The sequence below is a fragment of the Chitinophaga pinensis DSM 2588 genome (assembly GCF_000024005.1).
GTDB lineage: Bacteria > Bacteroidota > Bacteroidia > Chitinophagales > Chitinophagaceae > Chitinophaga > Chitinophaga pinensis.
In genome coordinates this window covers 8,261,473-8,286,080 of sequence record NC_013132.1, presented here as the reverse complement: position 1 = coordinate 8,286,080, position 24,608 = coordinate 8,261,473, and the positions used below count along the sequence as shown (strand labels likewise).

Sequence of the window (24,608 nt, the reverse complement as noted above, 5' to 3'; positions counted from 1 at the left end):
AATTTGCGGGCCTTAAATGCAATAGCTTGTAATAGCGGGCAAAACTATTAAAAAAAACGAGTGATACCCCCCTTTTAATGTTAAAAGGCTGATTTATCTTGTTAAATGAATTAATATGTTTTCTATCTTATTGTCCCTTATTGTGTAATGTAGGTATCGTTAAAGAATTTCCGGTAGCCTTCCACGTCTTTCGTACTGTTCATCTGGATAAAGTTATCCCTGGAAATGATAAACATGGTGTAATCGGACGGACGGATACGTGGAACGATCTTTTCAGCTTCGCCCCTGATCTCGTCAAAGTAGTCCAATGCCTTGTCTTCATTCGGGAACAACCTGAATATCAGCATGACATCCTGCTGGGTCAACACAAAGTTGGCCACCTGGATATTTTCTCCGCCGTGTTTTTCAGCGTTATACCGGGTGAATTGTGTCAATGCTTCTTCTATAGCGGCTTTGTTGGTACGCAGGAAATACATGATAACAAAATGTGGATTCTTGGCGTCCAGTTTATAGATAGTGACAGGTTTCAGTGGTGCTGGCAAAGGCTGAACTTTCAGCGCTGCGTTGGCGGCAGCGGCATCCACTTTTACGGAGTCGGTAGCAGCTGTTTTCAGTTTATCTGAATCAAATTTAGGTTCTGGTTTCTGCCATGGGTAGCGGATGGAGATGTTTTCGTCCACCACATTGCCATTATCCCGGCTTTTTTCTATTTCCAGTCTGGAGAGGTACACCACAAGGGCCCCCCTGTTATCCAGTGCTTCCAGCAGTGATTTGGCTTTTTCCTGTACCGCGTCGTCCTGTTTGTATTTGTTGATAACGTTCACAACTGCCTGACGACCAAACTCACAGGTGTCCATTTTCATGATGATCATGGCTTCCAGGAGGTCAAATTTAGGCTGCATGAAGGTCAGTCCGTAGCTGGAATCAGCCGCCTTTTTCATATTGTAGGCTTCTTCCAGGTTACCCCGCAGATAATTCACATATACGGAATCGTATGATGTGGATATCTCCTTCTTTTTGCTTTCGTTGATGTCTTGCAGCGCACCATACTTGATAATGCTGGCAAATTTGGAATCGCCGAACTGTGTCACCACATTCTGTTTATACTTTGCTGCCAGGGCGGTATGTCCCAGCTTGGTATGCCAGATATATAATGAATAGATGACTTCCTGTTTGTGCGGATGCTGCGGATATCTGTTCAGGAGGGTGTCGTATGTTTCGATGGCAAGTTCTGTGTTATCCAGCTGATCATTATAGAGTTTACCCAGGTCATAATAGGCGTCTTCTACGATAATGTTGGATTTCAGGAGGTCGTCCGGTGTGAGCGGTAAGTCGGCAGCCAGTGATTTCGCATTGGTGCTGTCCGCAGTTGTTTTACCGCCGGCGCCACCAATCGGATTACCATTTTCATCCTCCAATGTTAAAGGCTGGTTGGCTGCCACAGGGCCGGTCTGACTTCTGCGCCAGTTATCCGTCAATGGTCTGTTCCCCCAACGCTTCTTAAACTCTGAAAAACCAGCGGCTTTGGTCGCATTGTTATAGAAATACCATTCACCCTTATCGTCCGCTTTAGGAGCGGCAGGGCTATTGTTATTCATCATATTGGACAGAGGGTTATTGTTGGCCATCTGCTGAGGTTCAACAATCCCTTTTTCTGCGTTTTCCTTGTCTTTTTTCGCTTTCTCTTCTGCTTCTTTCCGCATCAGACCGGCCATTTTCTCCAGGAAGATCATCCTGTCAGATTCCGGCATAGCGGCAATACGTTGCAGACTATCCTCGCGCTGGATTGCTTCCACACGGGTTGCTACGTCGCTGAGTACGCGTTTACGCTTATTGACGATGGCAGAGTCTGTGAATTCAGGCGGCATAACAGAGGCTGTACTGTCGTAATAATCCCTGGCCAGGCGGTAGCGGCGCTGTCCGTAGTAGATATCGGCCACACCTTTGAAAGACAATGCTTTCTGCATGGTATTATTGCTCTCTACCTTGAGGGACTGGCGCAGGTAATCCATTGCCAGGTCCTGATCTTTTGGCAGTACCAGGTTAGCCATTGTATAATAGATCGCATCGCGGAACTCGAAGTATTTTTCTTTGCGGACCATGCGTTTCAAACGGGCAAGACTTTCGTCCAGGGAACCGCCTTCACGGGTAGCATCCAGTTTGGCGATCTGGATACGTGCCTGGAAGTCCATGATCGGGTCAGGCTTCTGCTTGATCACTTTGTGGAACATCATGGCAGCCGAATCCTGTTTGCTGTAGTTGGTGTACAGCTGTCCCAGGATAAAGTACATACGTGCGCGCTCGTCTCTGTTGCCTTTTGACTTTACAGCGACCTGCAGCGGATTGATGACTTCCGCAAAACGTTCCTGTTTGTAGAGGGCATAAGCTCTTACCTCCGCCATATCGCCGGCCAGTCGTTTAGGGAAGTAGGGATCCTGTTCCAGGATGTTCATCATGGAACGGGCTTCGTCAAACTCCTTCATTTCCAGGAGGGTTTTAGCTCTCCACACAAAGGCGTCGTTACGGGCATAGGTATGTTTGAAGTAGCCGAAAGGCGGTTTCCGCTTTTCACGGGAGGCGATAGACAGCTGGTCTTTTGCACTGGAACCGACTACAGCTTTATAATCTGATTTCTTTTTAGGCGCGTAGGTCGTGTTGATAAACTGGAAGGTACGGTTGGCTTTATCCCATTCACCCTGGAAGAAATATGCCTGACCGATAACGAGGTAGCTATCGTCGATCCATTTACTACGCGGGTCGTGTATCTGTATGTTGATGGAGGCTTTTTCGATGACTGTATCGAGGTCACCGACGCTGAGGCCAAGATTCTGCAGACTGTAAGGGTAGAAGGGAAGCAGGTAATTGTAGTTATCCTGTCCCTGGCGGCTCACATTGTGGGTAATGAGGGCCAGTTTCTTGCGGGCATTGAACAAATAGTTATATCTGGCCAGCATGTTCTGTACCAGCTTACGTTTAATAGTCCATTTACGTTCTGCCAGCATTTCTGCGGGAATACGTCTGTTTTCACCTTTCGGCTGCGCTACTTTTGGAACAAGCGGCTTTTGCATGGTCCGTTGAGGGGCCCTGCTATTGTTATTTCTGGACTGGTTATTTGTAACCGTGGTATCCCGTCGCTGGGCGCTGACCCTGTTAATTTCAATACAGCACAAGAACAGACTTACTAAACAGGTATATGATAGAAAATTGCGAACTGATCTGTAATAATTCATGGATGCCAGGGTGTATAGGCTTACCTATATAACTTATATGTCAGGAAATTATTTTTTAAAGATAGGATTATTTTTTTGAGGCCGTCAAAAGTGCATATTACGATTAAAAATGAGTCCTATTCAATTTTTTAAATACGAAATAATATAAATGTTTAACTTTAGCCGGTTGATAATCAGAAAAATTATTCAGTTTTATAGCGGATATGGCTAATAAGCGTGATAAAAAGGGCAGAAATGTGGGGCGGATCGGTAACAGATACCGCCTGGTAATTATGAACGACAATACCTACGAAGAGGTAACCTCGTTTAAATTATCACGAATGAGTGTGTATGTTGCTTTAAGTACTTTATTTGTGCTGCTGGTGACAATTACTGTCGCCACCGTAGTATTCACACCGTTGCGTTATTATATCCCGGGATATGGTGACCTGAAGCAGCGGAGGGAGTTCATCCGGTTAAAAATGCGCACAGATTCACTGGAAACAGCTATCAATGCCCGCGATAAATACCTGGACAATATTCAAAAGGTTATCAGCGGAGACTATTCCGCCGGCAAACTGGACACAACTACTATTAAAGTTCCGAAAGTCGATAACAGTACATACTAACTATTTCAGGTCAGGCGCACAAAATATTGCGGGACGAAATATATAAGAAGGTCAGATACGCAAAGGGGGCCGTATACCGTTAATGGAAGATGTGAATAACTTCTGAAAGAAGTGATTGTCAATCGGAAATAATATGTTAATAAATAATACTATCTTACATCACACTAACTAAAAGCTGAAAAACCTAGAATCCTATGTTTAGCAACAACAATCGTAATGCCAGAAGCGAGAGCAAATCAGTAATGCCTTCTTCCAACGTAAACATTATCGGCGCTGGTACTTCCATTCAGGGAGATATTGTAAGCGAAGGAGATATTCGCATTGACGGTCAGGTGAATGGCCTTGTTTCAACAAAAGCTAAAATTGTGGTAGGTCCGGAAGGAGAGATTACCGGTGATCTGATCTGTCAGAGTGCGGACATTCTGGGTAAAGTAACTGGTATTATTAAGGTAGAAGATTTGCTTTTCCTGAAAGGCAATGCACTGGTGAAAGGCGATCTGTACACTGCACATTTTGAGATGGAACCAACAGCGAAATTCAATGGTCGTTGCTATATGGAGCCTGAGGAAGTAGCAGCTGCAAATCAGAAAGAAAAAAATGGAAAACCAGTCATCTCAACAAAATCCGAACAAAAATCTGAACAAAAAGCCGAGGAAGAAGCCAGATAACAGGCTGATAATCCGGTACACAGGGCTGGCTTTTCAGATGATGGCCACATTAGGCATAGCGGTATTTGCTGGTTATAAAATCGACCAGCGGACAGGATGGTCATTCCCTTTCTTTCTGATCATTTTGTCTTTATTAGCTTTAGTCTTAATTTTGCGGCAAATTATCAAAGATACCAGCAGGAATGAGTGACAGGTTCTACTTTAGAGTTATTAGCCTATTCATTATTTTGAATGGCGTATTATTATTTTTAAAAGCCTGGTTGTTAGACAATGGAGTACACCACACGGCACTTCTTATCGGCAACCTGGCTTTAGCTGCCCTCTCCGCCATGACCTACAGCATGAGCCGCAAGGGAATACGATCTGAGAACAACGGAGATTTCCTCCTTCGTGTATATGGCTCCATGATCAGCAGAATGATGTTATGTCTGGCCGGCATTACTATATATGCCGTAGCGAACAGGCCGCATACCAGCAAATTCACTATCTTCATACTGATGTTCTTCTATGCCGTATATGCGGTAGTAGAGAATTTTAGTCTGCAAAAAATTATCAAAAGAAAAAACAGTTAGCGATCCGTGAAGCAGGAGGCTCCTTTACATGCATTAGCTGCATATCTGCCTGAAGGAACCTTCGAGCAGGTGATGGCCTACCTTAACCAGTACAAGGTCCACTTAACGGTGACACGTGAACGGCAAAGCATCCTGGGCGATTATCGCCATCCCGACAGAAGGGGTGGTCATCGAATCAGTATTAACGGTAATCTGAACCGGTATGCTTTTCTGATCACGTTGCTGCACGAAATTTCACACCTTACCACATTTATGCAATACGCCAACAGCGTCGCATCTCATGGGAAGGAATGGAAGCAGCATTTCTCCAATATTTTAAAGGAATTTGTCGGTAAGGATTATCTGCCGGCCGATGTGGAAGCTGCCCTCCGGCAGAGTATCCGTAATCCGGCTGCCAGTTCCTGCGCAGATGATGACCTGATGCGGGTGCTTAAACGCTACGACCGTCAGAAGGAAAATCATTTCCTGGTAGAGCAGTTACAGCCAAACCAGTTATTCCGTACAAAAGACGGCCGCGTTTTCCGGAAAGGGGAGCGTATCCGTAAGCGTTATCGCTGTGAAGAAGTGGCGACTAAAAGAATGTATCTCTTCAGTCCAGTATATGAAGTGGAACTGGTAGCTGCATAAAAAAAGGATCTGCCACCCTGAAGCCGCAGATCCCTTCTTACTTTAAACCTCCAGTTAAGAATTTACACCCGCTGTTTGCCCGATCATCATACGCTTATTGTATGCACGTTCACTTTTCTCTATCGTCTCCTTGCGGAAAATGATATAAGCATGTTCGTGTGCTTCCAGCAGATCGTCGTAAGGTCCGCGGGGAGAAATCAGTTTTACGAATACCGGCGCTGTTTCAATCGTGATAAACAGCAGCATGATGAACCAATTGGCCCATTTCACAGGTTCACTACGGTCAGTGAGGTGTCCCAGTGCATCCAGTCTGGAAGCCAGACCATCAATGTGACTACGGTCCAGCGTACCGACAGTTGACTGACGGGTAGAATCAATACTCGCCAGTTGCTGCCGCTTCTGTGCGATCAGGGCGCCATTCTGCGTGGTGACTCTTTGCAGTAAAGCGGCTGCACTATCAGCATCCGCTTTTTTTGCTTTGTAGATGGGACCGAGGTTTTGTTTACGGGAACCACCTGTACCATCCGCTTCCTGCTGGGCAATAAGCTGCAGGGTGTCTACCTTGATCGCCTGCTGACGGATGCCTTCATTGAGCTGGGCAATTTCTGCATTCAGTGTGTTGACCTGTTGCTGGAAGCGGTCTTTCACCTTGTCTTCCTGGGTTTTGAACACCTGTTGCTCCATGACGATCAGCTCCTGGTTGATCTCTTTTTCGAATACTTTCAATTCCAGTGGTTTGGAGATCACCACGGCAATGAGGATGGCCAGTACCAGCCTGGGGAGGGCCATACCAAATTCCTGCATAAAACGGCTACGCTTTTTCATACCTGAAACGATATACCTGTCCAGGTTAAAGATCATCAGTCCCCATACGATGCCGAATACAACAGCGCCCCAAGGGGAACTGAAGACTGTCCATAGCGCATACCCACCGGAAAAAGCAGCCAGTAGTCCGGTGAAAAAGATGGTCGCCCCGATACCGCCATATTTGTTTGTTTCTGACGGGGCTCTTTTCAGCATAGGCACATGCACTCCTGAACAAAACAGGAAAAAGTCGCGGAAGCGCTTCATGATAATTGTACTTATTTGGTATATATAAAAAAAATGCACCCGCAGAATGCAGGTATATAGTGAAGGATGGATTATGAAGGTACGACTTTTTTCAGCTTCGGTACAGGAATGTGACCAAAGCGATGCATAAAGTGATAAAAAAACAAAACCCCGGACATTGTCCGGGGTTTCATTTTCTATTTTTAGTCAATCACTACAAAATGTAATTAAGCAGTCACGGCTTTGTTAACCAGTGCAGCAGCTTCGCTCAGGAGAATAGCTGACTGTACTTTCAGACCACTTTCTTCGATCAGTTTTTTCGCTTCTTCTGCGTTTGTACCCTGCAGACGAACGATGATTGGCACTTTGATATCACCGATAGACTGGTAAGCATCAATTACACCCTGTGCAACACGGTCGCAACGTACGATACCACCGAAGATATTGATCAGGATTGCTTTTACCTTAGGATCTTTCAGGATGATACGGAAACCTGCTTCTACGGTCTGTGCGTTTGCAGTACCTCCTACGTCCAGGAAGTTAGCAGGCTCACCACCGCTCAGTTTAATCATATCCATGGTAGCCATTGCCAAACCGGCGCCGTTTACCATACAACCTACGTTACCATCCAGTTTTACGTAGTTCAGATTGAATTTACCTGCTTCTACTTCAGTCGGATCTTCTTCATTGATATCACGCAGTGCTTCCAGATCAGCATGACGCATCAGAGCGTTGTCATCCAGGTTCAGTTTACAGTCAACCGCGATGATTTTCTCGTCGCTGGTTTTGAACAGTGGGTTGATTTCCAGCATAGCTGCGTCCAGACCTACGTACGCATTGTACAGGTTGGTCACGAATTTCACCATGTTTTTGAAAGCTTCACCGCTCAAACCGAAGTTGAACGCTATTTTCCTTGCCTGGAACGGCTGAAGGGTAGTGTTTGGCTGCACCAGTTCTTTGAAGATCTTATCAGGAGTGTTGTGTGCAACCTCTTCGATATCCATACCACCTTCTGTAGAGTACATGATCACGTTCTGACCTTTTGCACGATCCAGCAGGATAGACAGATAGAATTCTTTTATTGGGTTAGGGCCAGGGTAGTACACGTCCTGTGCTACCAGCACCTTGTTAACTAATTTTCCAGCTTCACCGGTCTGGATGGTCACCAGTACGCCACCCAGGATGTTTCCGGCAATGGTTTTCACATCTTCCGCATTTTTACCTACAGCCACACCTCTCTGCTCTTTACCACGGATGGTACCTTTACCACGTCCACCGGCGTGTATCTGCGCCTTTACGACTGCAAACTCATTGCCATATTGCACTTTAAGTTGCTTATAAGCTTCTGCTGCCGCTTCAGGGGTATCTACCGGAATCCCTTCCTGTACCGGTACGTTATATTTCTTCAACAGTTCTTTAGCCTGGTATTCATGTAAGTTCATCTGATAAAAATTTGGCGCTAAAATAGGTCATTATGATTTAAATATAAAACCTCAGTGTTTTGTGAATTAAAAATAACTTTGCGCAACCTGTTTAAAGACATTAAATCAATGAGTGATCTCTTACAACAAATAGCTGCAGCTGCGGAGTTTATCCGTAAATCATGGTCCGGTACCCCTGAAGTGGGCATTATTTTAGGCAGTGGACTGGGCAACCTGACCAGTGATATTACTGACAGCGTTGAAATCCCTTATGAGCAGATCCCGCATTTTCCGTCCTCTTCCGTGGAAGGGCATAAAGGCCGCCTGATACTGGGTAACATGAATGGTCGCCCCGTAGTGGCAATGGCTGGTCGTTTCCATTTTTACGAAGGACTGTCCATGCAGCAGGTCACCTTCCCGGTTAGGGTCATGAAAGCCCTCGGGGTGCATACCCTGCTGGTGTCTAATGCCGCCGGTGGTATGAATAAGGCATTTAACGTAGGAGATCTGATGATTATCCGCGATCATATTAATCTGCAGCCGGAGCATCCGCTGCGTGGCCCCAATAACAATACCCTGGGTCCCCGTTTCCCGGATATGAGCGAACCATATTCCAAAGCATTGATTGCCAAAGCAAAAGAAATTGCCGCTGCCAATAGTATTCCTGTACATACCGGCGTTTATGTAGGTGTACAGGGTCCTACCTTCGAAACCAGGGCAGAATATATGTACATGCATATCATCGGTGGAGACGCCGTAGGTATGAGTACCGTTCCCGAAGTGATCGTTGCAATCCATAGCGGTATGAAGGTTTTTGCAATGAGTGTTATTACTGATATCGGGATCCGTGAAGAGGAAAATGTGATCACCCACGAAGAAGTACTGGAAGCTGCCAATGCAGCTGAACCGAAATTAACCCTTATTTTCAGGGAGCTGATCAAGGTTATATAAATTGCTTGTATTAGCTTGCAGCCCTGCCCACGGAAATACCGGGGGAAGCTGGAAACGTCCGTCTGCAACAAACGTTCACAGACAGGAACTGGTGCCGGCAATCTAAAATGTATCAATACCAATAAGTTAAGAAGCTCGAAGCAGGAAATTATATCATAGGATGAGGTCATTTATTTTAATATGTTGTTTGCTGGTGACCGCGCAATGCGTAAAGGCGCAGTTTCAACGTTTCGGTAATATGGGTGGTGGCGGCGGTGGCGCAGCTCAGCGTGATACCGGCTCCCATACGCATGAACCGGATACGATTACGATCACCTATCGCTTACTGGGGGAGCCAACAGACTATAAGCTGGATTCCTCTATAGCGGACTTCAGCTCGTCCTACATGCATGTACCTGCCAGCTATGTAATGATGGGTAACAGTGGTGCGCCTGCCCGTAATCTCCTGTTTACGCCATTTATGAAGGCTGGTTTTGATCCCGGCTTCCATACATTTGACGTCTACGGATTTAATCACCAGAATGCCCGTATTTATAATACGACCAAACCATACTCTGAATTACTGTACCTGGTGGGTAGTCAGCAGGAACAGAATATAGGTGTACTCCACACACAGAACCGTACCGACCGTTTCAACTTCGGCTTCGAATACAATAAGAAATACGCGCCAGGCTATTTCCGCTCTCAGGCGACCAACCACGATATTTATCGGCTGACCGCTCGTTTCAACAGCAAAAACAAGCGCTACAACGCTTACCTGAGTTATTTCTATAATAAGATCAATAATGGTGAGAATGGTGGTATCCGCGTGGCGGATTCCGTACTGGATAACCCCAGGTATAGTCAGCGTAAGACCATTGACGTGAACCTGGGTAACTATGCATCCACCACTTCGGGCCTCTTTAATACTACTTTACCGGTAAAGACGACCAATAAGCAGTCCGGATTCATGTTCGTACAGCAGTATGACTGGGGAAAAGGGGATACCGTGCATGTGAACGATACGACCGACTACTACAAGTTCGATCCGTTTTTCCGTGTACAATATACGTTTAGGGTAGATAATAACAGCCTGGCTTATCTGGATGGTCAGCCGGATACGTCATTCTACACCAGGAAATACGGATGGGCATTCAACGGCGATACTGTCCGTGCCTTGCATGAATGGCGGACGATCTCCAATGATGTATCCCTCATACAATTCCCTATCCGTGGCAACCAGGGGCACTTTATCAGTGCCGGCGCCCGCTATGAGAACATCCGGGGCACCTTCCTGGACGCTAATATCAGTTTCAATAACATGGTGGTGCATGGCGAATACCGGAACAAGACGCGTAACCAGAAATGGGACCTGTCAGCCAAAGGTGAGTTTTATCTCGCCGGACGAAATTCCGGGGATTATAATATAAGTGGTATGCTGAGCCGTTACCTGAATGAAACTCTGGGTAATGTGCATCTGCTTTTTAGCAATACCAACCGGGAAGCGTCGTATATCTATAAATACTTCAGCAGTACGTATGATAGCTGGTACAATAACGGACTCGGAAAGGAAAACATTACCCTGTTGCAGTTTGCTGCCGATAATAAGAAGTTGAAGTATAACCTGGCGGTGAACTACTACCTGATGGAGAACTATACTTATTTCGAGAATTATTATACCAGCGCACAGGCGCCGGTCCTCTTCAACCTCCTGCAGGTTATTTTAAGTAAACACTTCAGGTATAAACACTACAACTGGTATGCTGAATTTGCATTCCAGCAGGTACACGGAGATGGCAGGATCCAGGTGCCTTCTATCTGGACCCGTCACCGCCTAGCATATGAGAATAAGCTGTTCAATAACCTGAACCTGATGACAGGTATCGAGGCCAGGTACAACACTTCCTACTATGCAGATGACTACTCTCCGGTGATTGGTCAATTTGTGTATCAGACTACCCAACGGGTGAAATATTATGCGCCTGATCTGGCAGCATTTGTACACTTCCGTATCAAGTCACTGTCGGCATTTATCAGGGGGGAAAATATCAATACCTTTTTCGCAAGAAACAACTTTGCCGGACCTGCTTACCCCTACAATAATTTCACATTCAGACTGGGTTTACGCTGGTGGTTTATCAATTAACCAGTTATTAACCAATGGCCGTAGTTGTTATTATTTAACGCTGTAAGGTGTTTTAAATCATATTGTTATATTTCTGTTAAGTAAACCGTTTTACTACTACTTATGCAGGTAGATTTGTTCCAGACTGCAACCTTCTGGCGCACGATTTGTTTAAGTTTGTATAAAGCATTTTAACATGAAGGCCTTTACAGTAGTTTATAACACAGACAGGTATATGGTGAAACCATTGAATGGTCATTCTCCTCGTTTCCGCGTTAATGTCAACGGTCAGGAAGTTATCTTCGAACACGATCTGGATGGTCATATCCGGGCAGAAGCTAACAAGGTAGCTAGTATGTCATTGTTACATGCAATAGCTGACAAAATAGAAGAGAACGCAGGTATGTAGCAAATTCTGGCAGAATTTGCTACTTTTGCGTCTGTTATAATGAAGAGAATTATTACCATATTACTAGTTTTCCTGTATATCACGCTCACCAGTGGGTTCACGGTGAACGCGCATTACTGTATGGGTAAACTGGCTTCTGTGGGTTTAATTTCTCATGCAGATGATCTGTGCAACAAATGCGGCAAACCTGGTAAAAAGGGTAAATGCTGCAGAGAAGAGGCGAAGTTTTGTAAAGCAGATGTTTCGTCTCACCAGCTTGCCAAAGCACAGCAGAGCTCAGAGCCTGCTGTGAAGGATCTTAGTCTGCCGGTAATTATCGTACCGGTTCCTGTCCTCAGTAACATCCAATCCATCGCTTACTACAGTCACGGTCCCCCTGTCTGTAAAGCCGTACCCCTCTATATTCAATTCTGCACTTATCTGATCTGATTTGTACATCGTGTTAACCGATATGTAGCTGCTATGCCTATAGCAGCCATCACTATTTATTTATCCGATTACAAATTACAGATCATGAAATCATTACTCGCTATTATATTCCTGGCTATCGGCCTTCAGACATCTTCTTCTGCACAGATTAAAAAGGCGTCTTTACAGGCGGCAGGACTGACCTGCGCTATGTGTTCACGTGCTACCATGGAAGCGCTCAAAACACTCCCTTTTGTTGATAAGATCGACACAGATCTGAACAATACTACTTTCCTGCTTTCTTTCAAACCTGGCGCTGATGTGAATATTGATCAGATAAAAGCAAAGGTAGAAGATGCCGGTTTCTCCGTTGGAAAACTGGTACTGACAGCTTCTTTCGATAAAGTAGCAGTTGAAAAAGATGCGCATATCAAATATGCCGGCGCTACTTTCCACTTCATCAATGCAAAAAATCAGGTATTGTCAGGCGATCAGCAGATAACCGTGATAGACAAAGACTTCGTTTCTGCAAAGCAGTTCAAAAAGTTCAGTACACAGACTACCATGCCTTGTTACCAGACAGGCGTTATGGCCAGTTGCTGCAAAGTGGAAGGTCATTCCGCTCCTGAACGCATTTATCACGTCACTATCTGATCCATTGGGAATCTTGTCCCGCAATATTTGTAAATGAAAAGATGTTTATTCTTTATAGTCCTCCTTATGCCCGCATTTTTGCATGCACAGGAGCTGTATGTTTCTACAGAGCCGGCCAGCAACATGGCGGCTAATTCATTTGGATTCCGTGTCACCAACCGTTTCTTTAAAATGGAACATGAGGGCGTTACCGGTATGCGTATTGAGCCCGAACTGATGTGGGGAATTTCTAAAAAGCTGATGGTGCATGTGGTCGGACTGGCTTCCAATCAGATGCAGCCTTCTCTCAGGTTTGAAGGAGGCAGCGTGTATGCCAAATACCGTTTCCTGTCTAATGATGATGTACAGTCGCATTTCCGTATGGCCGCTTATGTTAAAGGGTCTGTGATCGATAATCCTTTCGTACCTGCCATGCGTGAAGGCGCCGTAAAACCGTACGATAACCAGGAGCTTGACCTGGAAGGAGGCGCTTCCGGCGTGTCTGGTGGTATCATCGCTACACAGCTGATACATAAACTGGCGGTGTCTGCAACAGTAGGGTATAATAGGTTCATGAATAATACGAAGGACAACTTACCGGATTATTTATCCGCTAACGCTGTTAATTACAGTCTTTCAGCAGGTTACCTGCTTTTACCCCGTAGTTATCGCAGTTATGATCAGACAAATCTGAACATTTATGTAGAATTTTTAGGAAAGACAAATACGGATGCTGTCGGCCGAAACCAGTACCTGGACGTAGCTCCAGCGATTCAGCTGATCTTCAACAGCTCTACCCGTTTAGATTTTTCTTACCGTACAGAATTATTTGGTGATATGTCTCGCAATGTATTTAATACCTTTACATTACGGTTCGAGCACAATATTTTCAATATTTCAACAAAACGAAAATGAAGAAGGCAGTTATAACAGTCCTGCGATTGCTCCAGTCACTGTTTGTGAAGAAGAGTTGTTGTAAATAACTATTCCAATCTATTTAGTAAAGTTGTTGTTCTTCCGGAGGACAGGCGAATGCCTGTCCTTTTTGTTATTGTTGAATCTGGCGCGGCAATTGCTAACGTTAAACAATATATTTTCTGATTTTGTATATAGCATTATATATCTTTAAGCATTGTTTTGACGCCAATGAAGTATAGTTTTCTAAGGGACAATCTAATTTTTGTAGTTGTATTGTTTTCATTGTTTGCCTGCCACAGAAAGCGGGTGCTCCGGGACAGAGAAATTGTAGGTGACATACGTCAGTTAAGTGAAGTTATACCGGAAAATATTATAGAACGTCTTGAGTATATTGCTGATAACCAGGATGTCATGGAGGATAGTGTACCTGCGCTTCGCAGCGGGGCGCTGAACTATTTCTATCAGCAGACAAACAACAATCCTGTATGGTCGTCTAACGGCGTGCTGGATGGTCAGGCTGACTCCATGTATTACTATATAATACATGCAGAAGAATCAGGACTGCTGCCAGCCGATTATCACAGCGTAGCGCTGGATCAGGCGATGAAACGTATCCGTGAAGATGCCAATGCCAAAAAAGATGCAACACTCTGGGCACAGGTAGATCTGCTGATGACGGACGCATTTATGAAAATGGCTATGCACCTGCGTTTTGGTACAGGTCCACGGGACAGTATCACGCTGCGCAAGGACTCTGTTTATTCAGATACCCTGCTGGCTAATTACCTGAACTCGGCATTGCATCAGCACATTATCGGCCCTACCCTGAGGGCGCAGGAACCGCAGCATAATGGCTATCAATTACTGAAATCGGCCTGGGTCAACTTCAAAGGCAAGTACAGCGAAATGAAGTGGGATTCTCTGCCGCTGACCTATACCGATACAGCCGGTTACCGCCAGCTGCTGATTAACCGTCTCGTACAGAGCGGACACCTGGATACCTCCGGTGGTCACAGTTCGGATACTTCCCTCCTGAAAAAGGGGATCAGGGCTTTCCAGAAAGAGTTTAACATGTATGAGGACGGACAGGCAGGTAAAAAGACTATTCAGACCATGAATAAGACTTTTGCCGACTGGGAAGTGCAGGTGGCCCTGAATATGGACCGCTGGCGCAAACTCCCCGATACTTTGCCGCAACGTTATATCATGGTCAATGTACCTGGCTACCGTATGGAGCTGGTGGATAGTGGCACCGTGGCGGTAACCTCCAAGGTTATTGTCGGCGCTCCCCGTACCCGCACGCCATTGCTTAACTCCCGTATGACCAATTTCGTGATGTATCCTTACTGGAGGGTGCCTTTCAGTATTACTATCAAGGAAATGCTGCCTGCCATTCAGAGAGATCGGGCCTACCTGGCAAAAAAGAATCTGGAGATCATCGACTCACATGGTAATGCGATCAGTCCGGATAGCGTGAAATGGAGTAAACTCAGTAAGAATTACTTCCCTTATGTACTCCGCCAGATGGATGGTATTGAGAACTCACTCGGTATCATGAAGTTCAATTTCATGAACAAATATGCCGTTTACCTGCACGATACCAATGCCCGCGGACTGTTTGCCAATTCCTACCGTGCGCTCAGCCATGGCTGCGTACGTGTGCAGCAATGGGATAGTCTGTCAATGTACCTGACCAAGGATGATACCCGTCACCCGAGGGATAGTATGCGCAGATGGCTGGCCAACGGAGATAAGAAACAGATCGATATCCAGCATTCCGTACCTATTTACTTCCGGTATTTTACAGCAGAAGGCAGGGATGGCCGTCTGGTGTTACATGAAGATATCTATGGAGAAGACAGGATTCTGCGGAAACAGATGAAGCGATAAGGATATTTGATTTTCGTACCTTTATGGGATGTCAGAAAATCTCTCAATAGCAGAAAAGGTAAGGGCAGGCATGCCGGTTTTTCATAATAACACACCTCCGGATGTGAATGTGGCTTATTATGAGGTAACGAGTGCACCGATTTCCCTGCCTTATCACCGGAGAGATTATTTCAAGGTCTGGATCATCATTGGTGAAAGCAAACTCCATTTTGCCGACAGAACTGTACATATCAGCAGGGAACAGCCTGCGATTATATTTTCCAATCCTTTAGTACCTTATTCATTTGAAACGGAAGACGAAAACCGTTGTGGATACTGGTGTGTATTTACGGAGCAGTTCCTTAAGACAGGGGAGCGGGCTGAAAGTTTACAGGAATCACCATTGTTCAGGGTAGGAGGGGATAATGTTTTCTTTCCTGATCAGGCGCAACTGGTTATCTTCCGCGGACTGTTTGACAAAATGATCGCTGAAGCAGCCTCAGAATATGTGTATAAGTACGATATCATCCGGAATTATATTCAGCTGATTACGCACGAGGCGATGAAGATGCAACCCGCCCTCAATGGAGCCAGGCATCGGAATGCAAATGAAAGGATTGCATCGCTGTTTATTGAGTTATTGGAAAGACAGTTTCCGATTGAATCTCCCCAGCGCACGCTTGCGCTTAGAAGAGCCGGCGACTATGCAGCGGCGTTATCAATACATGTGAATCACCTCAATTTTGCTGTAAAGGAAGTGACGGGAAAATCTACGACTACCCATATCACAGACCGGCTGTTAAATGAAGCAAAAGCATTGCTGAAGCATACTGACTGGAGTATTGCGGATATCGGCTATAGCCTGGGGTTTGAGTACCCGAATCATTTTAATAATTTCTTCAAGAAAAATGTAGGGATGACACCGCTCAGCATGAGAAAGTAGTCGGTATTACTGAAAAAAAAAACCGTTGGCAACATTAGTCCTGTGTTCGTTCTATACGGGTATTCTTTTGAAAAATGTGCATAACTGTGCGCTTACCGGCAGTCAGGCAACTTGTCGTGTTTCTTCGTTACTGTGAATAGGTGTTCCGTTCCAGATAGTGCTACGCTGAGATAATACGCAGCTATGTGCCCACCCGCAAGATCATCTTATTTCATTCTTTGAATTTCGTACTTATTTCTTTGACCCCGGCTCTTTTACCATTCCTCCTCCAGATACCTTTGCATTCTCCATCACTTTAATCATATCAAATGAAATACAAGGTATTAGGCAACTCCGGATTAATGGTCTCCACACTCTGTCTGGGTACCATGACCTTTGGAGGAAAAGGAAAGGGTGTTTATGAAATGGTCGGTACACTGGAACAACCAGCTGTCGACGAACAGATCAAACGGGCTGTAGAAGCGGGTATCAATTTTATAGATACTGCCAATATATATGCCGAAGGGAGGTCCGAAGAACTGACCGGCCAGGCTATCCGGAACCTGGGGTTGAAACGGGACGACCTGGTACTGGCTACAAAGGTTTGCGCTCCAACCGGTAAAGGTGTAAATGACCAGGGATTATCCCGTAAACACATCATGCAACAGGTAGAAGCCAGTCTGAAACGTCTCCGGACTGACTACATCGATCTGTACCAGGCGCACAACTGGGATCCGCTGGTGCCGTTGGAAGAGACATTGAGGGCCATGGAAGACCTGATCACTAGTGGTAAGGTAAGATACATTGGTGGCAGTAATCACATGGCCTGGTACATGATGAAGGCGCTGGCTGTTTCCGATAAGCATGGCCTGCATAGCTATATATCTATGCAGTCACATTATTCCATTGCAACAAGAGAACTGGAAAGAGATGTGGTGCCTGCGTTATTAGATCAGAACGTAGGGCTGATGGTATGGAGTCCGCTGTGTGCCGGACTGCTGAGTGGTAAATACCAGCGGAATGGTGAGACGGAAGAAGCAGGCCGTTATCAGCATCACTCCTTTATCCCGGTAGATACAGCGCGGGCTTTCAATATACTGGATGTATTACATGTGATGGCGGCAGATAAAGGAACAACAGTTGCTCAATTGTCGCTGGCCTGGTTGTTACATCAGCCAGCGGTAAGTAGTGTGATCATCGGCGCCAATAAGATGTCTCAGCTGGAGGACAATCTGGGAGCGGTAGACGTAACCCTGACACCAGAGGAATTAAAGCAGTTGGATGAAGTCAGCAAGCTGGGAGTGGAATATCCGGGTTGGATTGCCAATCGGAGGGACCGCAGGTAAATTATTATTCTGTAAGCCATTGAATCAGGTCAGTAAGCTGGCAGTGAAACACCCTGGTTGGATTGCCTGTAGAATAGATCGTAAGTAAAAAATAAGGGCCTTGCATATTGCAAGGCCCTTTGCTTATATCAGTATTACGTACGTGTACTTACTTTGCCAGTTTTGCTTTCAGTGCATTATCCAGTTCCTGCAGGAACTCTTCTGTATAAAGATAATGTTTTCCGTGCTCAACTTTATTACCGTGAATACAAACTGCCAGATCTTTTGTCATCTTGCCGCTTTCAACTGTTTCGACACAAACAGCTTCCAGTGCGTGACAGAAATCGATCAGTTCCTGGTTTTTATCCAGACGACCACGGAATTCCAGACCACGGGTCCATGCGAAGATGGAAGCGATCGGGTTAGTGGAAGTTGGTTTACCAGCCTGGTGATCGCGGTAGTGACGGGTTACAGTACCGTGAGCTGCTTCAGCTTCCATTACGGAACCATCAGGAGTGATCAGGGTAGAGGTCATCAGACCCAGTGAACCGAAACCTTGCGCTACGGTGTCAGACTGTACGTCGCCATCGTAGTTTTTACAAGCCCATACGAAGTTACCGTTCCATTTCAGCGCGCTCGCAACCATGTCATCGATCAGACGGTGCTCATAGGTCAGGCCAGCTTTCTGGAATTCAGCTTTGAATTCGTTCTGGTAGATTTCTTCGAAAATATCTTTGAAACGGCCATCATATTTTTTCAGGATGGTGTTCTTAGTGCTCAGGTACAGCGGCCATTTTTTCATCAGTGCCTGGTTGAAACATGCACGTGCGAATCCTTTGATAGACTCGTCAGTGTTGTACATCGCCAGGGCAACGCCGTCGCCTTTGAAGTTGAATACTTCGCGCTCGATTACTTCTCCGTCTTCGCCTTCGAACTTGATGGTCAGTTTACCTTTACCTTTTGTTACGAAGTCGGTTGCACGGTACTGATCACCAAATGCGTGACGACCGATACAGATAGGAGCAGTCCAGTTTGGCACCAGACGTGGTACGTTCTGGGTTACGATTGGCTCGCGGAATACAGTACCGTCCAGGATGTTACGGATAGTACCGTTTGGAGATTTCCACATCTGTTTCAGGTTGAATTCCTTTACGCGTTCTTCATCCGGAGTGATAGTGGCACATTTGATACCAACGCCGATTTCCCTGATTGCATTTGCTGCATCGATGGTAACCTGATCGTCTGTGGCGTCACGGTGTTCCATGCCAAGGTCATAGTATTTGATATCAACTTCCAGGTAAGGAAGGATCAGTTTATCTTTAATGAATTTCCAGATAATTCGTGTCATTTCATCCCCATCCAGTTCAACCACCGGGTTGGCGACTTTGATTTTTTCTGCCATTTCGACTTTGATTTTTAATTAGATACGAGTGTTCATGTGATAATCGTGAAATATACGATAACCGGTTATAATTTACAAGTTCCGCTTTCCACAGTGGGGGTAGACAGGATTTCTTTTACAAAAAAATGAATCTGTCTGTCAACCGACACTTTGAAAAGCGGAACTAACTATGTTGCGTAACCGGTAGGGTTACAGGTGCTTGATGATTTCATCTGCAAACTCGCTGGTTTTTACCAGTGTCGCATCGTCCATCAGCTTGTAGAAGTCGATTGTCACACGTTTGCGTGCAATCGCAGTGCTGAGGCCGTGTACAATGATATCGGCAGCTTCTTTCCAGCCCATGTATTCCAGCATCATTACACCACTCAGTATAACGGAGCTTGGGTTCATAGTATTAGTGTTAGCGAAGCGTGGTGCAGTACCGTGGGTTGCTTCGAACACAGCGTGGCCGGTCAGGTAGTTAATATTAGCGCCCGGCGCGATACCAATACCACCTACTGCAGCAGCAAGCGCATCGGAGATATAGTCACCGTTCAGGTTCAGGGTAGCTACTACGGAGTAATCCTGTGGCGCCAGCAGGATCTGCTGCAGGAAGTTATCCGCGATAACGTCTTTTACGATCAGTTTTTTATGTGCAATGGCTACATTCAGTTCTTTATTCGCTTCGTCTTCGCCGCTTGCCTTTTTAGTGGCTTCCCACTGTTCCCAGGTATATACCTGCTCACCAAACTCGCGTGCTGCCAGTTCATAGCCCCAGTTCTTGAAACCACCTTCGGTGAATTTCATGATATTACCTTTGTGTACCAGGGTCAGGGAAGGCAGTTTCTGCTCAATCGCATATTTCAGCGCGGCGCGAACCAGCCTTTCAGTACCTTCTTTGGACACTGGTTTGATACCCAGGGAAGAAGTTTCCGGGAAACGGATCTTTTTAACACCCATTTCGTTCTGCAGGAAGTTCAGCAGCTTTTCAGCTTCCGGTGTTCCGTACATATATTCTATACCGGCATAGATATCTTCAGTATTCTCACGGAAGATCACCATGTCTACCTTTTCCGGATGTTTTACAGGAGAAGGTACTTTATCAAACCAACGTACAGGGCGTACACAGGCATATAGGTCCAGTTCCTGGCGCATTGCTACGTTCAGGGAACGGATACCGCCACCTACCGGTGTAGATAAAGGTCCTTTGATGGAAACCAGGTATTCCTTGAATGCTTCCAGTGTCGCTTTTGGCAGCCACTCACCTGTCTGCTGGAATGCTTTCTCTCCAGCCAGCACTTCTTTCCATTCTATCTTTCTTTTTCCACCGTAGGCCTTTTCAACAGCGGCGTCAAACACACGCACACTGGCCTGCCAGATATCGGGTCCAATTCCGTCACCTTCAATAAAAGGAATAATCGGTTCATTGGGCACCTGTAACTGGCCATTGGTCATTGATATTTTTTCTGCCGGCATAAAACAGTTTCTTTACGAGTTTCGTAATTTATATTAATCGAGCGCAAAGGTACGGAATAACACACATCTTATGGGCTACTATCTATGTTCAATGCTCTTTTTCTTATTTTTGGGAGCAAAAAAAGAGCAAATCCCTATGACATCGGGTCATCATCCTTCCCAGGATACTTCTATCAACCAATTTACTTATCTCGCCCTGGGCGACAGCTACACTATTGGCGAAAGCGTACCGGAAAATGAGCGTTTTCCTAATCAGACAGCCAGACTGCTGGCAGCAGATGGAATTGCCCTCGCTCCTCCGCGTATTATCGCCAAAACCGGCTGGACTACTGATGAGCTGGAAGCCGCTATCGCAGAAGCCAACGTTACAGACACTTTCAATATCGTTACCCTCCTGATCGGGGTCAATAACCAGTACCGCGGCCGTAGCGTCTCTGAATATAAGACCGAGTTTACCCGCCTGCTTAAACAGGCCATCCACTTCGCTGCTGACCATTCAGACAGGGTAGTCGTACTCTCTATCCCTGACTGGGGCGCCGTGCCTTTTGCAGAAGGCCGTGACAGACAACAGATTGCAGCAGATATAGACGCTTTTAATGCGGTTAACAAAAGCGTGTCGAGAAAGTTTAAGGTGCATTACCTGGACATCACTGCCGATACCCGTAAAGCGCCACAGGATCCCGGACTGGTTGCCAGCGACGGATTACACTATTCACCTGAAGGAATGGCTGTATGGGCCGGTAAATTAGCCGGTATAATGCGCACCATCCTGCAATGATCTTTTTTACCGGCGTTTTCCTGCCTTTTACCGGAACTCTCCAACCTGTTAGCCTAAATGGGCTTCGGGAACCCACGCCCTCTTCCTAAGTTTGTATCGTAAACATTAAACATTTATGGATAACCAAGAATATACGAAAGGAGATAGCTGGACAAGTGAAAGACAGCAGCGTAAGGCGGAAAGACGCCAGCGCCGCATCGAAAGGAAAAGCGAGCACAGGGAAGGCAGCAGAATCAACAAAGGCCTGATCTTTATACTCATTGGTCTGTTTCTCTTTTTAAGAAGCCTTGACCTCGCAATGCCTGAGTGGGTATTCTCCTGGCAGCTGCTGCTGATCGTGATCGGGTGTATCCTCTGGACAGCCAGTAAGTTTAAAAACTGGGGTGGTCTGATCGTAATGCTGGTAGGTACCGTCTTCTTCGCCAAAGATTACCTCATGCTGAGCTATGACCTGACCCGCTTTATATGGCCCGCCATTTTTGTGATCGTTGGTCTGGCCATCCTCTTCGGTAAACGCCAGGAATCTTCCATGAAAAAAGACCTGCGCGTCATGCCGCCAATGACGTCCTCAGAAGACTTTATCGAATCCAATGTCATATTCAGCGGAGAAAACAGGTCCGTTGTATCTAAAGAATTCAAAGGCGCTAATGTCACCGCCATCTTCGGTGGTGCGGACTATAACCTGATCCAGGCCGATTTTAAAGAGAGGGTCGAGTTTGAAGTAACCTGCATCTTCGGCGGCGTGGAAATCATCCTGCCCAGCAACTGGGATGTGCGTATCGAAATGGATACCGTCATCATGGGCGGTGTGACCGATAAACGTCCCGTAGAACTCCTTTCCAATGCCAGCAACTCCGAAAAGATCTTCGTACTCAGAGGTACCTGCATCTTTGGTGGCGTGGAGATCAGGAACTATGTCTGATCAATGGCTGACTAACTTTTATTTCACCTTCTTAATTATAGATTTTATGCAGTGGTTTGTAGCTAAAATCGTTTACCGGATCATCAGTGGTAATGGTGATCATACCCCTCAATTTGACGAGCAGTTAAGACTGATCAGTGCCGATACAAGAGAAGACGCCTGGAGACGTGCCTGCCAGATCGGTGTACAGGAACAATACGCATTCAGGAATCAACGACAGGAAATGGTGGAATGGCGTTTCATCAACGTACCGGAAGTAAATAATCTCTCTTCCCTGGACGACGGTATAGAACTCTATTCCCGGATCGAGGAACCGGAAGATGCCAATGCTTATATTTCCTGGTTACAGGTGAAGGCCGCTCACCTGAAAGGCCCCAGCCTGATCGATAAACGCGCCTGATTTTTTCATTCTTATTCCGTACTCCTTGGCAAATCATCTACTGGCAAATAAATCATTCAGATGGACCTTAATAGTGGCAACCTACGTCGCGACCGTCGTACAGGCCTATCTGCTGATATGCTGGTTCAACATCAGCGATAGCATCGCATGGACAGACAGCGTTATCCACAACGTAACGCTTGCATTGACAGGAGTGGGCGTGTGTTTCAGCTTATCGCATTACAGACCGGCAAAAGGTAAATATATCTTCCTGCTGATCTACTGCTCGGTGCTGACCTTTCTGTGGGTAGGCGGCTGTTTCTGGATAATGGGTGAAATGTTTGCTTCCACGCCCTACTATCAGCACTGGTTGTTCTTCGCAATCCCCATCAGATTTATCAATGGATGGCTGATCGTTATTTTCATCGGGATGAAAACACTGATGTGGTACGATATGGCAGAGCAGGAACAGGAACTGGCACGTAAAGAAGCAATAGAGCGCCTGGCAAGGGAAGCAGAGCTGTTCAAACTAAGACAGCAATTACAGCCACACTTCCTGTTCAACAGTCTGAACTCTATCAATGCACTGATCGCATTGCGCCCGCAGCAGGCAAGGGAAATGGTACTGAAGCTAAGCGATTTCCTGCGTGGTACCCTGAAACGTGAAGACCAGCAATGGATACTGTTACCGGAAGAAATGCAGTACCTGCAATTATATCTCGACATAGAAAAAGTCCGCTTCGGGCATCGCCTGTCCACCGATATCACTGCCGGAGACAGCGCCGCAACACTCAAGCTGCCGCCTATGTTGCTGCAACCTGTAGTGGAAAATGCCATCAAATACGGACTATACGATACAACAGATGCTATCACGATTGCGATCAATGCATGGCAGTCAGACGATATGCTACATATACAGGTGCAGAATCCTTTTGATCCCGAATTGCAGGCGCCTGCCGGCACTGGTTTCGGGCTCGCATCTATCCAACGCAGACTTTACCTGCTCTTCGGAAGACAGGACCTGCTGGAAACAAATAAAAACGGAAACATTTTTACCACCCTGATTAAAGTGCCGCAACTATATGATAAAAGCAGTAATAATTGATGATGAACCCCTGGCGCGTGAGATTGTAAAAGAATATCTCCAGTCCTTCTCTCAGATACAACTGATGCAGGAGTGTGGAGATGGTTTTGAAGGATTGAAAGCCATACAGCAGCAACAACCCGATATCATTTTTCTCGATGTACAGATGCCCAAAATCAATGGCTTTGAAATGCTGGAACTCGTGGAATCATTGCCCGCGGTTATATTCACCACTGCTTTTGAAGAACATGCCATCCGCGCATTTGAAGTGAATGCCATCGACTATTTGTTGAAGCCTTTTTCAAAAGAACGTTTTGATAAAGCAGTCTCCAAATGGCTGGACCGTCGTGTAGCAGATGAAATGCAGCAGACTGCCGCTTTGCTGGACACAGCAGGTGCATCTCCTATGCAGAGTAACAGGGTAGTCGTAAAGATCAACGGTAAGATCAAGATCATTCCTGTACAGGATATACACTATCTCGAAGCAGCAGATGATTATGTAAAGATCGTTACACCGGAAGGTACCTTCCTTAAAAATAAGACAATGCAGTTCTTCGAGAAATCGCTGGACCCGCAACAGTTTGCCCGCGTACACCGCTCTTATATGCTCAATGTAAATCAGGTGACGCGTATCGAGCCATATGAAAAAGAAAATCATCTGGCTATATTGAAATCGGGTGCGAAAGTACCAGTTAGTAAGACAGGTTATCCCAGGCTGAAAGCATCACTGGGATTGTAAGATATATTGCTTTTTTCAGGAGAAGAGGGAAGGATCTTAATGGTCTTTCCCTTTCTTTTAACAATTAGGAATTAAGAATTAGGAATTAGGAATTAAAAGTTAACAGTCTTCAAATAACGAAAGAGGCGTCTGTT

Annotated in this window: 24 protein-coding genes; 19 read left to right on the top strand and 5 right to left on the bottom strand. The window is 45.8% G+C overall.

The window, feature by feature from the left end:
- Nucleotides 1–137: 137 nt before the first annotated feature.
- Nucleotides 138–3,068: a type IX secretion system periplasmic lipoprotein PorW/SprE gene (gene porW / locus CPIN_RS32700; protein ID WP_012794175.1), complete on the bottom strand. Its 2,931-nt coding sequence runs from the start codon at nucleotides 3,066–3,068 to the stop codon at nucleotides 138–140.
- 365 nt (nucleotides 3,069–3,433) lie between these two features.
- Here porW and CPIN_RS32695 point away from each other — a divergent pair, with 365 nt between their 5' ends.
- The 5 genes from CPIN_RS32695 to CPIN_RS32675 all read left to right on the top strand — a co-directional run bounded on the left by CPIN_RS32695 (nucleotide 3,434) and on the right by CPIN_RS32675 (nucleotide 5,705).
- Nucleotides 3,434–3,838 carry a hypothetical protein gene (locus CPIN_RS32695; protein ID WP_012794174.1) on the top strand — a complete coding sequence of 135 codons (405 nt, stop codon included), beginning with the start codon at nucleotides 3,434–3,436 and terminating at the stop codon, nucleotides 3,836–3,838.
- Between the two features lie 194 nt (nucleotides 3,839–4,032).
- Nucleotides 4,033–4,506, top strand: coding sequence for a bactofilin family protein (locus CPIN_RS32690; protein WP_012794173.1), 474 nt, complete (start codon nucleotides 4,033–4,035; stop codon nucleotides 4,504–4,506).
- Nucleotides 4,436–4,696, top strand: coding sequence for an AtpZ/AtpI family protein (locus tag CPIN_RS39720; protein WP_044220257.1), 261 nt, complete (start codon nucleotides 4,436–4,438; stop codon nucleotides 4,694–4,696). Before CPIN_RS32690 ends, CPIN_RS39720 begins: the two co-directional genes overlap by 71 nt.
- A 70-nt stretch (nucleotides 4,697–4,766) precedes the next feature.
- Nucleotides 4,767–5,078 (top strand): hypothetical protein, encoded by a 312-nt coding sequence (locus CPIN_RS32680; protein ID WP_143087872.1) that lies wholly within the window; start codon nucleotides 4,767–4,769, stop codon nucleotides 5,076–5,078.
- Nucleotides 5,079–5,084: 6 nt separating this feature from the next.
- A complete protein-coding gene (locus tag CPIN_RS32675) occupies nucleotides 5,085–5,705 on the top strand; it encodes a SprT-like domain-containing protein (protein WP_012794171.1) in 621 nt (206 codons plus the stop codon).
- A gap of 54 nt (nucleotides 5,706–5,759) precedes the next feature.
- On the opposite strand, the gene CPIN_RS32670 is transcribed toward CPIN_RS32675, so the two are convergent.
- Entirely contained in the window at nucleotides 5,760–6,776 is a 1,017-nt protein-coding gene (locus CPIN_RS32670) for a DUF4407 domain-containing protein (RefSeq protein ID WP_012794170.1), read from the bottom strand.
- 206 nt (nucleotides 6,777–6,982) lie between these two features.
- A complete protein-coding gene (sucC, locus tag CPIN_RS32665) occupies nucleotides 6,983–8,197 on the bottom strand; it encodes an ADP-forming succinate--CoA ligase subunit beta (protein WP_012794169.1) in 1,215 nt (404 codons plus the stop codon).
- Nucleotides 8,198–8,305: 108 nt separating this feature from the next.
- Here sucC and CPIN_RS32660 point away from each other — a divergent pair, with 108 nt between their 5' ends.
- The 9 genes from CPIN_RS32660 to CPIN_RS32620 all read left to right on the top strand — a co-directional run bounded on the left by CPIN_RS32660 (nucleotide 8,306) and on the right by CPIN_RS32620 (nucleotide 17,736).
- Nucleotides 8,306–9,127 (top strand): purine-nucleoside phosphorylase, encoded by an 822-nt coding sequence (locus tag CPIN_RS32660; protein WP_012794168.1) that lies wholly within the window; start codon nucleotides 8,306–8,308, stop codon nucleotides 9,125–9,127.
- Nucleotides 9,128–9,287: 160 nt separating this feature from the next.
- Nucleotides 9,288–11,252: a putative porin gene (locus CPIN_RS32655; RefSeq protein ID WP_012794167.1), complete on the top strand. Its 1,965-nt coding sequence runs from the start codon at nucleotides 9,288–9,290 to the stop codon at nucleotides 11,250–11,252.
- 175 nt (nucleotides 11,253–11,427) lie between these two features.
- Nucleotides 11,428–11,640, top strand: coding sequence for a hypothetical protein (locus CPIN_RS32650; protein WP_012794166.1), 213 nt, complete (start codon nucleotides 11,428–11,430; stop codon nucleotides 11,638–11,640).
- A 39-nt stretch (nucleotides 11,641–11,679) separates the two neighbouring features.
- On the top strand, nucleotides 11,680–12,069 hold the full coding sequence (locus tag CPIN_RS32645; RefSeq protein ID WP_012794165.1) for an HYC_CC_PP family protein: 390 nt from the start codon (nucleotides 11,680–11,682) through the stop codon (nucleotides 12,067–12,069).
- 84 nt (nucleotides 12,070–12,153) lie between these two features.
- On the top strand, nucleotides 12,154–12,702 hold the full coding sequence (locus CPIN_RS32640) for a heavy-metal-associated domain-containing protein (protein WP_187294716.1): 549 nt from the start codon (nucleotides 12,154–12,156) through the stop codon (nucleotides 12,700–12,702).
- Between the two features lie 66 nt (nucleotides 12,703–12,768).
- Nucleotides 12,769–13,596 (top strand): transporter family protein, encoded by an 828-nt coding sequence (locus CPIN_RS32635; RefSeq protein ID WP_012794163.1) that lies wholly within the window; start codon nucleotides 12,769–12,771, stop codon nucleotides 13,594–13,596.
- A 276-nt stretch (nucleotides 13,597–13,872) separates the two neighbouring features.
- A complete protein-coding gene (locus tag CPIN_RS32630) occupies nucleotides 13,873–15,489 on the top strand; it encodes a L,D-transpeptidase family protein (protein ID WP_187294715.1) in 1,617 nt (538 codons plus the stop codon).
- Between the two features lie 28 nt (nucleotides 15,490–15,517).
- Nucleotides 15,518–16,411: a helix-turn-helix domain-containing protein gene (locus CPIN_RS32625; RefSeq protein ID WP_052306920.1), complete on the top strand. Its 894-nt coding sequence runs from the start codon at nucleotides 15,518–15,520 to the stop codon at nucleotides 16,409–16,411.
- Nucleotides 16,412–16,719: 308 nt separating this feature from the next.
- Entirely contained in the window at nucleotides 16,720–17,736 is a 1,017-nt protein-coding gene (locus CPIN_RS32620) for an aldo/keto reductase (RefSeq protein ID WP_012794160.1), read from the top strand.
- A 148-nt stretch (nucleotides 17,737–17,884) separates the two neighbouring features.
- Here the strand turns inward: CPIN_RS32620 and CPIN_RS32615 are convergent, their stop codons facing one another.
- Together CPIN_RS32615 and icd are read right to left on the bottom strand one after the other, a co-directional pair.
- On the bottom strand, nucleotides 17,885–19,117 hold the full coding sequence (locus CPIN_RS32615; RefSeq protein WP_012794159.1) for an NADP-dependent isocitrate dehydrogenase: 1,233 nt from the start codon (nucleotides 19,115–19,117) through the stop codon (nucleotides 17,885–17,887).
- A gap of 189 nt (nucleotides 19,118–19,306) precedes the next feature.
- Nucleotides 19,307–20,572 (bottom strand): NADP-dependent isocitrate dehydrogenase, encoded by a 1,266-nt coding sequence (gene icd, locus CPIN_RS32610; protein ID WP_012794158.1) that lies wholly within the window; start codon nucleotides 20,570–20,572, stop codon nucleotides 19,307–19,309.
- 136 nt (nucleotides 20,573–20,708) lie between these two features.
- Here icd and CPIN_RS32605 point away from each other — a divergent pair, with 136 nt between their 5' ends.
- The 5 genes from CPIN_RS32605 to CPIN_RS32585 all read left to right on the top strand — a co-directional run bounded on the left by CPIN_RS32605 (nucleotide 20,709) and on the right by CPIN_RS32585 (nucleotide 24,474).
- Nucleotides 20,709–21,350 (top strand): SGNH/GDSL hydrolase family protein, encoded by a 642-nt coding sequence (locus tag CPIN_RS32605; protein ID WP_148230687.1) that lies wholly within the window; start codon nucleotides 20,709–20,711, stop codon nucleotides 21,348–21,350.
- 115 nt (nucleotides 21,351–21,465) lie between these two features.
- On the top strand, nucleotides 21,466–22,272 hold the full coding sequence (locus CPIN_RS32600; protein WP_012794156.1) for a LiaF transmembrane domain-containing protein: 807 nt from the start codon (nucleotides 21,466–21,468) through the stop codon (nucleotides 22,270–22,272).
- 46 nt (nucleotides 22,273–22,318) lie between these two features.
- Entirely contained in the window at nucleotides 22,319–22,672 is a 354-nt protein-coding gene (locus CPIN_RS32595) for a DUF4288 domain-containing protein (RefSeq protein ID WP_012794155.1), read from the top strand.
- Between the two features lie 25 nt (nucleotides 22,673–22,697).
- On the top strand, nucleotides 22,698–23,756 hold the full coding sequence (locus CPIN_RS32590) for a sensor histidine kinase (RefSeq protein ID WP_012794154.1): 1,059 nt from the start codon (nucleotides 22,698–22,700) through the stop codon (nucleotides 23,754–23,756).
- On the top strand, nucleotides 23,734–24,474 hold the full coding sequence (locus tag CPIN_RS32585) for a LytR/AlgR family response regulator transcription factor (protein WP_012794153.1): 741 nt from the start codon (nucleotides 23,734–23,736) through the stop codon (nucleotides 24,472–24,474). The genes CPIN_RS32590 and CPIN_RS32585 overlap by 23 nt, the downstream gene beginning before the upstream one ends.
- The last annotated feature ends 134 nt before the right edge of the window (nucleotides 24,475–24,608 follow it).

Excerpts from the sequence above, each read along its gene's own strand:
- CPIN_RS32640 (WP_187294716.1), top strand. The coding sequence starts at position 12,154 with ATGAAATCATTACTCGCTATTATATTCCTGGCTATCGGCCTTCAGACA.
- CPIN_RS32690 (WP_012794173.1), top strand. The coding sequence starts at position 4,033 with ATGTTTAGCAACAACAATCGTAATGCCAGAAGCGAGAGCAAATCAGTA.
- CPIN_RS32695 (WP_012794174.1), top strand. The coding sequence starts at position 3,434 with ATGGCTAATAAGCGTGATAAAAAGGGCAGAAATGTGGGGCGGATCGGT.
- sucC (WP_012794169.1), bottom strand. The coding sequence starts at position 8,197 with ATGAACTTACATGAATACCAGGCTAAAGAACTGTTGAAGAAATATAAC.
- porW (WP_012794175.1), bottom strand. The coding sequence starts at position 3,068 with ATGCAAAAGCCGCTTGTTCCAAAAGTAGCGCAGCCGAAAGGTGAAAAC.
- CPIN_RS32620 (WP_012794160.1), top strand. The coding sequence starts at position 16,720 with ATGAAATACAAGGTATTAGGCAACTCCGGATTAATGGTCTCCACACTC.
- CPIN_RS32660 (WP_012794168.1), top strand. The coding sequence starts at position 8,306 with ATGAGTGATCTCTTACAACAAATAGCTGCAGCTGCGGAGTTTATCCGT.
- CPIN_RS32585 (WP_012794153.1), top strand. The coding sequence starts at position 23,734 with ATGATAAAAGCAGTAATAATTGATGATGAACCCCTGGCGCGTGAGATT.
- CPIN_RS32615 (WP_012794159.1), bottom strand. The coding sequence starts at position 19,117 with ATGGCAGAAAAAATCAAAGTCGCCAACCCGGTGGTTGAACTGGATGGG.
- CPIN_RS32605 (WP_148230687.1), top strand. The coding sequence starts at position 20,709 with ATGACATCGGGTCATCATCCTTCCCAGGATACTTCTATCAACCAATTT.
- CPIN_RS39720 (WP_044220257.1), top strand. The coding sequence starts at position 4,436 with ATGGAAAACCAGTCATCTCAACAAAATCCGAACAAAAATCTGAACAAA.
- CPIN_RS32600 (WP_012794156.1), top strand. The coding sequence starts at position 21,466 with ATGGATAACCAAGAATATACGAAAGGAGATAGCTGGACAAGTGAAAGA.
- CPIN_RS32625 (WP_052306920.1), top strand. The coding sequence starts at position 15,518 with ATGTCAGAAAATCTCTCAATAGCAGAAAAGGTAAGGGCAGGCATGCCG.
- CPIN_RS32655 (WP_012794167.1), top strand. The coding sequence starts at position 9,288 with ATGAGGTCATTTATTTTAATATGTTGTTTGCTGGTGACCGCGCAATGC.
- CPIN_RS32650 (WP_012794166.1), top strand. The coding sequence starts at position 11,428 with ATGAAGGCCTTTACAGTAGTTTATAACACAGACAGGTATATGGTGAAA.
- CPIN_RS32635 (WP_012794163.1), top strand. The coding sequence starts at position 12,769 with ATGCCCGCATTTTTGCATGCACAGGAGCTGTATGTTTCTACAGAGCCG.
- CPIN_RS32595 (WP_012794155.1), top strand. The coding sequence starts at position 22,319 with ATGCAGTGGTTTGTAGCTAAAATCGTTTACCGGATCATCAGTGGTAAT.
- CPIN_RS32645 (WP_012794165.1), top strand. The coding sequence starts at position 11,680 with ATGAAGAGAATTATTACCATATTACTAGTTTTCCTGTATATCACGCTC.
- CPIN_RS32670 (WP_012794170.1), bottom strand. The coding sequence starts at position 6,776 with ATGAAGCGCTTCCGCGACTTTTTCCTGTTTTGTTCAGGAGTGCATGTG.
- icd (WP_012794158.1), bottom strand. The coding sequence starts at position 20,572 with ATGCCGGCAGAAAAAATATCAATGACCAATGGCCAGTTACAGGTGCCC.